General features: G+C 71.2%; 12 protein-coding genes. 2 read left to right on the top strand and 10 right to left on the bottom strand.

Going from position 1 to position 12,750, the window contains the following annotated elements:
- The first annotated feature begins 5 nt into the window (after nt 1–5).
- A complete protein-coding gene (gene abiEi / locus BCUN_RS06315; RefSeq protein WP_033517345.1) occupies nt 6–551 on the top strand; it encodes a type IV toxin-antitoxin system AbiEi family antitoxin in 546 nt (181 codons plus the stop codon).
- On the top strand, nt 538–1,464 hold the full coding sequence (locus BCUN_RS06310) for a nucleotidyl transferase AbiEii/AbiGii toxin family protein (protein WP_160257649.1): 927 nt from the start codon (nt 538–540) through the stop codon (nt 1,462–1,464). Before abiEi ends, BCUN_RS06310 begins: the two co-directional genes overlap by 14 nt.
- Before the next feature lie 127 nt (nt 1,465–1,591).
- On the opposite strand, the gene BCUN_RS06305 is transcribed toward BCUN_RS06310, so the two are convergent.
- From BCUN_RS06305 to BCUN_RS06260, 10 genes are all read right to left on the bottom strand, one after another.
- Nucleotides 1,592–1,972: a HipA domain-containing protein gene (locus tag BCUN_RS06305; RefSeq protein ID WP_152598169.1), complete on the bottom strand. Its 381-nt coding sequence runs from the start codon at nt 1,970–1,972 to the stop codon at nt 1,592–1,594.
- A gap of 125 nt (nt 1,973–2,097) precedes the next feature.
- The gene (locus BCUN_RS06300) at nt 2,098–3,786 is read right to left on the bottom strand and encodes a hypothetical protein (protein ID WP_152598168.1); all 1,689 of its coding nucleotides are present in this window, start codon (nt 3,784–3,786) and stop codon (nt 2,098–2,100) included.
- Nucleotides 3,787–3,808: 22 nt separating this feature from the next.
- A complete protein-coding gene (locus BCUN_RS06295; RefSeq protein ID WP_051920873.1) occupies nt 3,809–4,222 on the bottom strand; it encodes a hypothetical protein in 414 nt (137 codons plus the stop codon).
- A gap of 13 nt (nt 4,223–4,235) precedes the next feature.
- Nucleotides 4,236–5,324 (bottom strand): hypothetical protein, encoded by a 1,089-nt coding sequence (locus BCUN_RS06290; RefSeq protein WP_152598167.1) that lies wholly within the window; start codon nt 5,322–5,324, stop codon nt 4,236–4,238.
- Nucleotides 5,321–6,319 carry a DUF4913 domain-containing protein gene (locus tag BCUN_RS11425; RefSeq protein WP_051920871.1) on the bottom strand — a complete coding sequence of 333 codons (999 nt, stop codon included), beginning with the start codon at nt 6,317–6,319 and terminating at the stop codon, nt 5,321–5,323. The genes BCUN_RS06290 and BCUN_RS11425 overlap by 4 nt, the downstream gene beginning before the upstream one ends.
- Nucleotides 6,316–8,079, bottom strand: a complete 1,764-nt coding sequence (locus BCUN_RS06280; RefSeq protein ID WP_034258488.1) for a type IV secretory system conjugative DNA transfer family protein — start codon at nt 8,077–8,079, stop codon at nt 6,316–6,318. Before BCUN_RS06280 ends, BCUN_RS11425 begins: the two co-directional genes overlap by 4 nt.
- A gap of 2 nt (nt 8,080–8,081) precedes the next feature.
- Complete coding sequence (locus tag BCUN_RS06275; RefSeq protein WP_238552342.1) at nt 8,082–8,600, bottom strand: single-stranded DNA-binding protein; 519 nt, start codon at nt 8,598–8,600, stop codon at nt 8,082–8,084.
- The gene (locus BCUN_RS12280; RefSeq protein ID WP_156100132.1) at nt 8,587–9,168 is read right to left on the bottom strand and encodes a hypothetical protein; all 582 of its coding nucleotides are present in this window, start codon (nt 9,166–9,168) and stop codon (nt 8,587–8,589) included. Before BCUN_RS12280 ends, BCUN_RS06275 begins: the two co-directional genes overlap by 14 nt.
- A 447-nt stretch (nt 9,169–9,615) precedes the next feature.
- Complete coding sequence (locus BCUN_RS06265) at nt 9,616–11,142, bottom strand: ATPase (RefSeq protein ID WP_407641090.1); 1,527 nt, start codon at nt 11,140–11,142, stop codon at nt 9,616–9,618.
- 54 nt (nt 11,143–11,196) lie between these two features.
- On the bottom strand, nt 11,197–12,681 hold the full coding sequence (locus tag BCUN_RS06260) for an SCO6880 family protein (RefSeq protein ID WP_033518625.1): 1,485 nt from the start codon (nt 12,679–12,681) through the stop codon (nt 11,197–11,199).
- Nucleotides 12,682–12,750: the final 69 nt, after the last annotated feature.

The raw sequence follows: 12,750 nt of genomic DNA, 5'->3' as shown, positions 1-12,750 counted from the left end.
TGATCATGAGACGTGACCTGGCGCTGAGCAAGCTGTCGGACATGGACCGCCGGCTGCGATTGTACGTGTACCGCAAGGCCGACCTGTCGGTGCCGTTCGGCGAGCATGGGGCGGCGTTGACCCGGACAGTCACGTCCCTGTGTTCGGCGGGCATCCTGGAACGCGCGGCGCACGGGGTGTATGTGTACACGTATTCGGAGCGCATCGGCGAGGGCACGCTCGATGAGGTCGCGCGCTGCCTGCGGCCGGGCCGCATCACCTGGGAGAGCCTGGAAAGCGCATTGAGCCAGTATGGCGTGATCAGCCAGATCCCGATGGGGCGCGTCACCTACATGACCACCGGACGCAGCGGCCTCTTCCCCACCAGGTTCGGCACCGCGGAGCTGACGCACAGCAAGCTGTCCGCCGCCGCGATCCTGCCAGGCCTGGTCATGCGCCGCGGCCGGCTACCCATCGCGGCTAAGATGTTCGCATACCGCAATCTCAAGGATGTGGGCAGGAACCTGCACCTGGTCGACGAGGAGGAGCTGTACTGGGATGAGGACGAATGAGGGGACACCCGAGCAGATGGCGCGGATCATCGCGCGCGAGGAGGGCATGCAGGCGCTGATCCCGGTCATCACCAAGGAGCTCTACCACTACGCCATCCTCAGCACGATGCGCGAGGAGGGCTATCTCGACCGGCTCGTCTTCCAGGGAGGCACCAGCCTGCGCCTATGCCACGGATCGCCCCGCTACAGCGAGGATCTGGACTTCGCCGGCGGCCGGGATTTCTCGCTGGAGTCGTTCACCGCGATGGGCGAGGCGATCGAACGCAGACTGGCGTCGCTCTCCCCCGGCTCCAGCATCGCGATCCGCACCCCCAAGCCCGAGGGCATGGTCAGCCGGTGGCGCATCCGCATCCGCACCGCGCTGCACACGAAGGACATGCCCAGCCAGATCATCAAGCTCGAGGTCGCGGCCGTCCCCGCGTACGATCCCGTACCCGCGACCGTCGAGGTCAACTACAGGCGGCTGTATGGGCTGTTCGACCGTATCCCGATCACCGTGGAGAGCCTTGACGAGATCATGGCGGACAAGATGCTCTCGTACGTGGCCGCAAACCACCTGCGCTACAGGGACCTGTGGGACATGGGCTGGATCGGTGCGAAGCGTCTGTCGGACAGGTCGAACGTATGGGACGTGCTCGACAGGAAACAGGACGATTATTCGGAACGGCCGGACTGGGCCTCCAGACTGTCCGGGGACCGCAGCATACCCGCGGCCCTGCGATCACGCGCCTTCCGCGACGAACTGGCCCGGTTCATCGAACCGGCGGCGATCGGCCCCACCGTCGGCGACGAGGCGTGGAGGCGCGCCATCGCGGACGAGCTCGAAACGCTCTATGGCGAGTACATCACGCATACGCAGAACCGCATGGGTCCCGCAACCGGCTTCGCCCAGGAGACGGGGCGGGCCCGATGAGCGCCCCGCGCTCGGGCCGCCGTCCATGGCGGAAAGGTCGAAGATACCGGGTTCGCGCGCCGACCGAGCAGTCGAACGGCACTGGGGCGAAGGCGCCGAACGCCAGACCCCGTAAGGGGCAGCGGCGCTAACGGGAGGCGCGCCCAGGAACGTCGCCGCCCCATATGCGCGACGACATCACATCCCCGGCACCGAGGGCGAGCCCACGCTCCTCCAATCCCTGTTCGCATGCGGGAAGCAGGATATACTCGCGGCAAAAGGCCAGCGTCGCGCGGAAGAACTCGCGTCTGACATCGTCAATCCCCGGCGCCGCGTCGATGACCACATCGGTGACGTCGGCGCCTATCCTGTCCCACATGCCGACCAGTTCCTGACGGAAACCATATGCCTGCGGCGATTGCAGGAATCCCAGATAGCTTTGGCGCCAGCCCGCGACGCTCAACATCATGTTCGGTATCCGCAGGTTCCTTTCGATGGCCTCGCCGGGATTGTCGAGACGCCGCCGCATGCCCCCAGGGACGTGCACACGAACAACGACGACCCGCAATCGTAGACGTGCGCGCCCCATGTACCTGAGCTCGTCTCCATTGAACAGGAACCCCCATTGTCGGCGCGCCTGTCTCGTGCCCGAGGTCATCGGACGTGCGCCGTGGACGTCTGGTCCATGGCGAGCAGGTCGAAGATGTCGGGTTGCACGGCGTTCGAGTAGTCGAACGGGTCGATCGGCGCCGCGGCGTACGGGTCGTCCTCCACGGCGGTCTCGTCGGCCTCATCGCGCCTGCGCTCCCATTGGGCCGGGTCGAGCGTGTCGAAGGGCCGGAAGTCGGGGAAGAATCCCCGCATGGTGCGGTCGAGCAGGCCCTCGTGGGCGCGCTGAGCGGCGTAGCGGTTGTTGGTGCGGTAGGTGTCGTGGTCGGCCAGCAGGCTCGATTCGACCCCGACGATTTCGCTCGCCCAGTATTCGAAGGACCTGGCGAACGCCTCGGTGGGGGTCTTGAGGTAGTCCCTGAAGTCGCGCGAATACTGTTCGGCGCGCGTGTCGACGTCGTCGACGACGGCCTGGAGCATGGGCCGGAAGTCTGCGCCCATGCTCAGTTGCGTGCCTTCGACGCTGGTGTGGTCGAGGTGGTGGGCCCATTCGTGCAGGAAGCTGCTCATGCCGCTGTAGCCGTTCCTGGTGGCTTTGCCGTCGTCGAGCGCGATCGCGACGTGCAGCGGCGAGTACACGCCCATGGTGTTGCCCCGGTATCGCCCGAGCTTGCGCACGCGCAGCGCGTCCAGGCCACGGCCGCTTTGGGGCAGGTGGCGCATCGCCGTGATGATCTCCTGCTCCATCTGGTGTATTTTGGTCCGGTCGATGTCCTCGTCGTATTCGACGTGGCCGACCAGCGCGTTGAGGGGGCTGCGCGCGGCCAGATCGGCGACCTGGCGGGATACGACGATCTTGTCGTCGAACGCGCCGGCGATCGATCCGGTGCGCCGGTCCTTGATGTTGAGGGCCTGGAGCCGGTGCGCGTCCTCGCTCATGGCGATGCGGTCGAGCGCCCCGGACAGTGCATCCAGCACGTCGGCGCGGCGCCGGTCGCGTTCGGGTGTCGGCCGCGCCCACAGGGCGAGTTCGTCGCGCCGCTTGCTGATGTCGATGCCGGTGAGCTCGCTCAGGGCGGCGCGCAGCCTGATGTGCCCCAGCAGCATCTCCACGTCGAGGCGGCCCACGATGTCGGGCCGGCTGGCGATGCGCTCACGGAACGCGAACACGTCCGGCCGGGGAAGGCCCCAGCTGCAGGCCCGGTCGTCGAGGTATGGGTGGTCGGCCGTCTTGGAGAACATGCTGCGTGCGGTGTGGCGTACGCCGTCGGCGAGCAGGACGGACATCGTCGTCCCCTCGCGCCGGCGCACCCCGCGGAACGATCCGAGCCTGTCCATGTCGACCTGGCCGAGGTCCATGACGGCGTGCACGTGCCGCGACGGGTACCCGCCTTTCTCGAGTGTGCGCCGCGCCCAGTCGGGCGGCTCGTCCGCGCCCATGATGCGCACGCGGCCGGCCGGGTCGGGGTCGGCCTGCGCCGTGGACGTGTAGGCGTCGGGCAGGTGGATGAGCACGGCTTCGGCGAGGATGTCCCGAGCGGCGCAGCTGTCGTGCGCGTCGCGGACCGTGTCGAGCCATTGGGCGCCCAGATGGTAGGACAGGCGGGTGATCTTGCGTCCCACGGTCTCGGTGGGGTCCCATCCCAGGTCGGGCTGCATGGCGCGGCGTTCCGTGCTGATGCGCCGGTGGGGGTCGAGCAGGCTGTCGATCCGCTCCATTCTGTCTTCGCTCATCGTCGTTCCTTCCTCCATGCGCTCAGCGGGTGAATGCGTGCGCGGCCGGCGGGCCGGGGTCCGGCATGGGGCCGGGGATGTCGGTGTCGACCAACGGGTTGTCGCGCCAGTCGGCGGGCAGGTCCGCGATGACGACCCGCGCCCGGTGCGGCCCGATCCGTATGCTTGCGCGCTCCTCGAGGCCGAGGTCGGCGAAGGCGCGGCGTGTCAGTTCGCCGTCGATCCGGTAGGCGCCCACGGCGATGCGGTCGCCGCCGGCGGGCAGCGTGGGCGCGGCGACGGTGATCGTCTGCCAGTCGCCGCGCGCGGGCCCGTCCCATCCCAGGTCGGCCGCCATGCGCACGTCGTCGGGGTCGGGCGGGCATGTCGCGGTCACGCACAGCGTGCCGTCCTCGTAGCGTTCGATCCGGTATCGCAGGTCCTGCGGCTGGTCCATGACGCCCCCTCCGTCAGATGGCGGCGGCCTCGGCCGCGCGCCGTTCGAAGCCGCGCGGGTCGAGGACGGGTGCGGGGCCGGGCTCGTCCGAGGATGCGGCCATGTCGCTTTCGTCGACGACCGACCACATGCCGAATACGTCGTCGCCGCCGGTCTGCGTCTGCGTCATGTCGAACATGCCGCGGGCGTCCATGTCGGCCGCGTCCTGTTCGAAGTCGGCCGTGGTCGTCTCCGTCGCCCCGTCGGGCGCGGCGTCGCGCAGTTCGCCGCGTTCGATCTCGCTGGTCTCGGCCGGTTCGATGCCGGCGGCGGTGCGGTCGGCGGGCGCGGATTCGTCGAGGTCGAGGTCCTTGAGGTAGGCGATGGCGTCGTCGACGCCGTCGGAGTCGATGTCCTCGTTGGCGGCGCGCATGACGGCGTCGTGGATGCGCGTTTCGTCCCACCCGTACCATTGGCCTCCCCACCGGGTCTGCACGCGGAAGCCCGCCGGGTGGTCGGCCAGGAACCCCTGCGGGTCGTCGGCGCGTTGCAGGCGCACGGGGATGCCTCCCTTGCGCAGCGCGTCGAGCGTGGCGTCCAGGTCGGCGCCGTGCGTCGCGTAGGTGATGACGGCCCGGTTCGTGTGCTGGCAGGCGACGGCGGCGATGTCCCCCTCGCCGTGGCGCCGTGTCCATTCGTCGCGCATGACGCGTTGCGCGCGCTCGAGTTTCGCCGCCCATCCGGGGTCCGCGCCCTCGAGCTGCTCGCCGACGATCCATGCGCGCAGCAGGCTGCGGTCGTCGAGTTCGCCGGCGCGGCCCGACAGGACGCTCTGCTCGAGCGTGTACTCGAACCCCTCGTTGAGCCGGGCGCGGTTGGCCGTCTCCCATTGGTGCAGGGCTGCGCGCTGCGCCTCCAGGCGTCTGGCCTCGGCCTCCTGCTCGCGCCGCTCGTGCAGCGTCTCCTGGCGCGCCTCGCGTTGGCGCTGCTCATATCTGGCTTTGAGCTCGTGGTTCTTGCGGTCGATCCACACGTGCAGCCGGCTGAGGGTCTGCGCGCATTGGGTGTTCATATTGGAGAGCAGCTGGTCGAGGCCGTCCTCCGCGTCCTGTCCGCCCATCATTGCGTCCTTTCTGCGTATCGTGGGCCGCGCGGCGCGCGTCCCGTGTCCTCGCGCCCGCCTGCCGGCAGGGGTTCGTCGTGTCCGACGGCGAGCGTGGCGGTGATGCGCTGCCGCCAGTCGGCGGGCGGCGGCGCGCACGGCAAGGGCTGTCCCCGGTCGGTGTAGGTCTGCACGGCGGGCAGCGAGGCGACGATGCCGCGGTCCGGGTTGAACACGCGGTCGAGGACCCCGTACAGCTGCATGTACCAGACCATCATGCCGGCCGGCTGTTTGCGGGCGGCCTCGTAGCCGCGCCACAACGCGTCCAGGGGGAACACGATCTGGGGCCAGCGCCACCAGTCCTCGACCCACCGGTACGGCGAGGACGTGTTCTGCTGGAAGGCGAGCACGTGCGCGACGAAGCCCTCGACGAACGCCGGCAGGTTGCGGTAGTACAGGTCGCGCGCGCGTTCGCCGAACTGTCCGATGACGCGGTAGTCGGCCACCTCGGGCGCGTTCGCGTCCGGCTCTGCCTCGTCTTCGGCCGGCCCGGGCGCGTCCATGTCCTCCTGCGCCGCGTCCGGCCCGTCCTGCGGCGCGTCGGCGGCGGGGCCGCCCCGTCCGGTATCGGTGTCGTCGTGGCCGTCGCGCGTCTCGGCGGCCGGGTCGGCGTCTGCGGCGTGTGCCGGCGTGTGACTCCGGGGCCGTATGTCGGTGGCGTCGTGGCCCGACGCGTCGATGCTCTCCTCGATCATCGCGCCGAACAGCAGGGTCGCCAGGGAGTGCCCCTCGGCGCGCACGATCAGGCGCGCGGCCTCCTGCAGCTGCGTGGTGGTCGGCGCGGGCGGCGGTCCCATGGGGGCGGGCGCCGGCATGGGCGCCTGTTCGGCGCCGTCGCCCGGATCCGGCGCCTCCGGGGCCGTCTGCCGCCGTGCGGGCTGCGCGGCGGCGGCCGGTTCGGATGCGCCGGGACGGCGGAACCGGCCGAAGAACTGGACAGCGTTGTTCTCGCTCATGCCGCCTCCTTCGTGTGCCGGGCCGCGTTGACGAGGTCGGCCCATTGGCGGTGCTCGGTCCATGGCACGGTGCGCGCGATCTGCGCGCGGCATTGCGAGGCGAGGACCAGCGCGCGTCCGACGGGCCATTCGGCCAGGTCGGACACGTCGAGGATGTTCTCGCGTTGGATGGAGCGGTTCACGCTCCTGGATCCGCGCGAGTCGACGTTGACCGAGCCGCGCACGATGTCGCGCTGGCCGACCAGGCCGGAGATGTCGGCCAGCCATTTCGCGTCCTTGATGCCGCCGATGTACACCAGGGTGTTGGCGTTGTTGAACAGCGAGCCGAAGTTGGTCTCGCCGAACGCGGCCTTGCCCTGGTCGGGGTTCTGCCAGATCGTCATGATCGGGATGCCGGCCGATCCGAAGTAGCTGTACACGTCGGCCAGTTCGGGCCAGCGGCAGATGTTCGCGGCCTCGTCGAGCACGAGGCACAGCGGCACGGGCAGGCGCCGGTTGTTGGACGCGCATTCGCCCTGGGCGATGTTGAACGCAGTGAACGCGGTCATCGCGGTGAACGCGGCCGTCAGCGCGGTGCTCGGCCTGCCTTGCGCGCTCAGCAGGTAGAGCGTGTCGTGGCCCAGCGCGAACTCGCGCGCGTCGAACACGGGCCGGGGGTCGCCCTCGCGCGGTTCGACCCAGTCGAGCAGGTCGGGGTCGGCCAGGAACGCGACCATGGTCTGCAGGGAGCCGAACACGCCCGAGCGGGTCTCGGGCGTCAGCGCGATCACGGAGGCGACGCGGGCGGCGATGTTGTCGTAGCCGCCGTGGCGGCGCAGGATCTGGGCGGCCTCGTCGTCGCGCTCGTTGCTGGCCCATCGGAACACGTCGCTGATCGGCCGTCCGCCCAGATGCGCGGCGAACAGGTAGTCGGCGAGCTGCTGGGCGGCGGTGCCCGGGAAGAAGTCGTCGCCGCCGGTCTGGGGCTGGCCGGACGCGTACCGCCAGCAGTCGGCGACGCGTTTGGCGTCGGCCAGGGTGCGGATCGCGCCCACCAGGTCCCATACGAAGTTCGCGCGACCGCGCCCGGGGTCGGCGATGCGTTCGGGGTCGAACACCCAGATGCGCCCGTCGGGGAAGCGGTGTTCGCGCACGGCGCGCGTGTTGTCGATGATGTCGCCCTTGTTGCTGGTCGCCAGGCACGGCCCGGGCGCGGAGTTGACCGCGGGGATCGCGTAGCACAGGGATTTTCCCGAGCGCGGGCCGGCGAACACGACGACCATGTCCTCCCAGCTGGTGCTGATCGGGCGCCGGTCCTTGAGGTTGACGCCCAACGGGTATCCGGGCTCCATCGTCGCCGCGTCCCAGTCGGCGACCAGGCGGCGCGCCATGTCCTGCGCGTGCTCGCGAGACAGTTTGCGCGTCGCCTCGCCGTATCCCATGGCCGCCGCGTACACGTCGACGCGCGTCTCGCCGCGTCCCGCCGCGCGGCCCGGACGACGCCTCCAGGCGAGGGACGCGGCCAGGGCTGCCGCGCCCGCCGCGGCCATGATCGCGGCGAACCGCCACCATGTGGCCGCCTCGGGCCGCCACCGGCCGGCGGACACGGCGAGCATGGCGAACAGGTCGAACGCGCGGCCCTCGCCCATCGCCGCCGCGGCGAACGCGGCGAGCACGCCCACGGCGCACAGGATGCACACGAGCGCGATCCTGCGGCTGGGGCGCACCGTGGAGCCCAGGTCGGCGATGCGGTTGGTCTGCAGGTGCGGGTTGACGTCCATGCTCACGCCTCCGTGCCGGCCGCGTCCGGCGCGGCCTCGCGTTCGGCGTACGGGCGGCTGCGGTCCGCGGCGTGCTCGGCGCGCCGGCGCAGCAGGATCGTGTCGAAGCACACGGCGGCCGCGGTCAGCTCGAACCGGGCGGCCGGCTCCCCCTCACGCGTCATGTAGGAGTCGACGCGCACCTGCTCGCCGATCGCGACGACCGGGTCGCCGCGGTGCATGTCGCATCGCGCGAGCGTCATCGCCGCGGCCCCGTACACGTTGACCGCGACCGCGACCGGTCCGCGCGGGTCATCGCGCCATTCGCCGTCGGCGCCGCGCACGCGGCGGCTCTCCAGCACGGTCGCCGACCATCTGGCCGGCAGCATGACGCCACGGTCGTCGGGTTTCTCGGGCCAGAACACCGGGTTGGCGGCTAGGTTGCCGCGCACTGTCTGCATCGCCTGCATCATGTCTCCTTCCGCGAGGGTGCGGCCGCGCCGGTCCGTCGCCGGCGCGCCGTCTCCATCACATGCTCGCATCCGTGCGCGCGTCCCGCGGACCACATGCGCACGGCGGGTCGGGCAGCACGGCGAGCACGCCGCGCGCCCACGGGTGCGCGTCGTCGCCGTCCAGCACGTCGAGCGCGTCGACGAGCGCGTCCCCGGGCCGGCCCGCGGCCAGGTCGAGCACGCACAGCATCGCGCCCATGGCCGTGCGCTGCGCCGGGTCGTCGCAGGTGGCGCCGATCGCCCCGACGGCGCGGATCGCGCGCGTCAGCCGCATGTCGGCGCCGCGCGGCGCGCAGGCCGCGCGCAGCACCGCGTCGCGGTCCATGCCCGGCGCGCCGTCCGGGGCGAGCGTCATGGACAGCAGGGCGCGCATGAGGTCCTCGCGCTGGTAGCGCAGCCCCACCGATACGAGGGCCGTGTCGTCCATGCAGCCGCGGCCCTGCAGGGTGCGCGTCCAGGCCGTGCGCGCGGCCTCGGCCCAGCGGGCGCGCACATGCGGGTCGAAGCCGCCGCGCGTGCTGCCCTCGAACAGGTAGCGTGCGGCCGCGTGCCGGGTCCGGGCGCGCAGGTCGCCTCCCGACGGGGGCGTCAGTCTCATCGCCTCGCCCCGGGCGCGCCGGGCTCCGCCCCGCACGCGCAGGCGGGATTGGGGTATCCCCATCCGGCGTCGCCGGCGAGCGTGCGCATGTCCGTGAACCCCCAGTCGTCGCCGTCGACGGCGGCCACGGGCCCCCGTGTCGATGGCCTCGGCCAGGGCCGGCGGGGCGACGATGTCCATGCGGTGGCCGACCAGGCGCCCATGGCCCGCCGACAGCGTCTCGTCGTCGCCCTGCGCGGCGGGGCGCACGCCCCATCCGTGCGGCAGCGCCGTGCGCACGGACTGCGGCAGGCGCCCGTCGTCGAGCGCCCAGCCGTGCAGGGTGCGGCCGGGCAGGTCGAACTCGACGCGCCGCAGGCCGCGCGGGTCGGCGCCCGCGCGTTCCAGGGCCTCGCATACGGCGCCCATCTCCTCGTAGCCGTCCTCGTGCATCGCGTCTCCTCCTTGTCAGTGCCATTTGGCGTTCGTGTCGTTGAATCCGCCGCGTTCCAGGTCGCACAGCTCCAGCGAGATGGGGATGCCGGGCAGCCCTCCGAGCTTGATCAGGAACTTGCCCATGCCCTTGAGGGCGGCGTGGGCGCGGAAGTTGGTCGGCGTGGCCCAGTCGTCGAGCAGGTCCTCCTCGCGCGCCGACACCGGCAGGCCGCTCTCGGAGCGCAGGAAGCGCGACACTTCGGTGCGGCTCAGGGCGCCGAGGACCTTGATCTTCGAGCGTTCCACGAATCCGCGCGCCTTGGCGTTCTGGGCGGCGGTGTCCAGGCACATGAGGTCGGCGAACGTGTGCGTGATCATGATCTGCCCGACGCCCCACTGTCTATTAAGGCGGGTGAGCAGGTCGAGCGAGTCGACCATGAGCGGGCTGGCGCGCAGCGCGCGGTGCATCTCATCAAGGATGATCACGTGGTTGCGCGCCGGGGCGAGGCCCGCGTCGGCGAGCACGTCCGCCTTGTTCTTGGCGGCGAACGCGCTCGTCCAGGTCGCGGCGAGGGTGGCCGCGACCACGTCGTCGCCGCCCTGGGCCAGCGCGCTGATGTCCCAGTCCACCGGACGCGTCAGGTCGACGTGCTCGGTGGTCTGCTCGCAGAACAGCCGCCCGTACCGGCCGCGCGGGTTGGCGATGCCGTGCAGGCTGGCGATCAGGTCCCGGGTGGCCCGCCGGTAGCGTTCGTCGTCGTCGGGGGCGTCGAACACGGCTGCGGCGCGCACCGCGTCGGGGCCCGCCTGGATGAGGTCGCGCAGGTCGGCGACGACCGGGGGCACCGCGTCGCCGCCCGTATGCTCGTGCAGGATCTGCAGGCTGGTGGACAGGATGTTGGATTCCACGTCCGAGACGGTGCGCGCGCCGTCGGCGCGGCCCGAACGCGAGATGGTGAGCACGATCTCGAGCAGCGTCTTGCGCCTCTCGTGCCAGTCGGCGAGCATGTCCGCGCGCGCGTCGCCCGTCACATGGCGCAGCGCCGCATGCACGTCGCCGGGGTCCATGATGTTGATCGAGCCCACGCCGGCGCCCAGCCGGATGACCTGGCCGCCGAGCATGCGCGTGAGCGGCGCGTAGTCGGGTTTGAGGTCGCCCGGGATGATCGCGTGCATGCCCAGGGCGGCCAGCCCCCACACCTGGCGGCGCACGAACGTGCTCTTGCCGATCGCGGGCAGCCCCATGACGAACATGGAGGGCTGCTCGATGATCCCCGCTTTGAACCAGCTGATCGGGTCGCAGCACACGGCCGCGCCCGTCGCCAGGGACCGGCCGACCGGCACGCCGTCGACGGGCAGCGCCATGTCCGTGGAGAACGGCCAGAAACCGCCGCACACCTGCGTCGACGCGCCGTAGAACTCGTCGACGCTCGGCATCAGGGCGGCGCGCCCGCCCCCGACGCCGGCCCGGCCGGCCCATGTCGTGCGCGCGGCCGCGTGGGACCGGTCGGCGCTCACGGGCTCCTCCAGCGCGCCCGCGCTGAACGCGTCCTCGTCCATGTCCCCGCCGTGTCGCCGCCATGCCATGGCGTCCTCCTTTCCTATCCGACTTTCCTATCCGATGAATCCGGTCAGCGTCGACGGCTTGTAGCTGCGCACGTCGAAGCCGAGCGGCAGGCATGCGGCGAAGCCGGTGTCCTGCGCCGCGTAGCAGGGACGCAGGTTGATCTTCGCGGCGCCGGCCGCGGATTCGACCGCGTGGCTGGCGGCCTCCAGACGTGCCTCCTCCTGCTCGCCCGCGCGCACCGTCGCGGTCACCAGCAGGCCGAAGTACACCAGGACCGCGCCGTCCGCGGCCTCCTCGGCCTGCCGGTTCGACATGGCCATCTGTTTCGACGCCTTCATGGAGGGGCGTTTCTCCTGGCTGATCTGGTTGACGGCCTTCTGCCGGTTCTGCTCGACCATGAACGCGGTGCGGTCGGAGGGCACCGCGTGGAAGATCAGGGTGACGCGTTTGCGGTCGACGTCGCGCAGCGGCCCCAGCAGCGCGGCCAGCGTGCCGCTCGTGACGTTGCTGGCCGGCGGGTCGCACATCTGCCAGGTCCTGGACAGGCCCGAATCGTGCCGGTAGTAGTCCCAGCGCGCCTCCGCGGCGACGGGGCCGGCGTCGCGCCAGTCGACGTACGGCGCCTCGTCGCGCTCCTCGATCGTCTCCTGGGCGCGCGGATCGTACGCCTGGGCGACCAGGCGCGCGATCTCGTCGGACGTCATGCACCGCGGCGTGCCGCCGCCCGCGTCCGTGATCCTGCCCGTCAGCGACGGGATCAGCTGGCCGATGCGGCGCGCGGCCTCCTGACGGTCGAGCCATTTGCCCTTGCGGTCGCGGTAGCGGAACGTCAGCGTGAGGATCGTGTCGCTCGACGCGCCGCCCTGGGCGTACGAGTCCATGACCTGGCGCATGCAGCGGGCGGCCAGGTCCGGCGCGTCGTCGACCATGTGCCGGGTCAGGGATCGGCGGAAGCGCACGCCCGAGTCGGGCGCCGTGTCGACCGTGACCGCGAGCTGGGCCACGCCGTCCTCGTCGGCCAGCGATTCGAGCACGTGCGCCCAGGCCGCCACGTACGCGTCCTCGACGTGGTCGTCGGCCATCGCGGTGCCCTGCGGCTGGCACGCCATGAGCAGCGCGTACTCGCCCGTGTGCCCGTGCGACACGAGCGTGAACCGGTGGCCGAACGGGTCGGATGCCTCCACGAGCGTCACCTCGGAGCAGATGCCCGGCAGCGCGCACACGCCGGATTCGACCGGCGCGAGCATCCCGGAGCGGTACAGGGCGGCGCGCGAGCGGATCTGGCGGCGGTACGCGGCCCGTTCCAGCTGCCGGTCGGCGATGTTGCGGTGGGCGCGGTCGCGCACCGCCAGGACCGCGACCGTCCCCTCGCCCACCGCCAGGATCGCCAGCGCGACGAGCGGGTTCGCCATCATCACGAAGATGCCGACCACGAGGATCGCGATCGCGGCGATCGTCAGCGGCATGCCGATGTTGCGCAGGCCGCCGGGCATGTCGCGCATGTAGTCGCCGTACGTCGTGTTAGAAGCCATTGGACATCACTCCTCCCGTTCGTCCCTCGCCGCGGCGCGCCGCCTTCCTGTCCGCGCCGTCCGGCGCCG

It is taken from the genome of Bifidobacterium cuniculi, assembly GCF_000741575.1.
Classification (GTDB): Bacteria; Actinomycetota; Actinomycetes; order Actinomycetales; family Bifidobacteriaceae; genus Bifidobacterium; species Bifidobacterium cuniculi.
Note: the sequence above shows the minus strand (reverse complement) of the source record. Positions and strands in the feature narration are given on the sequence as shown.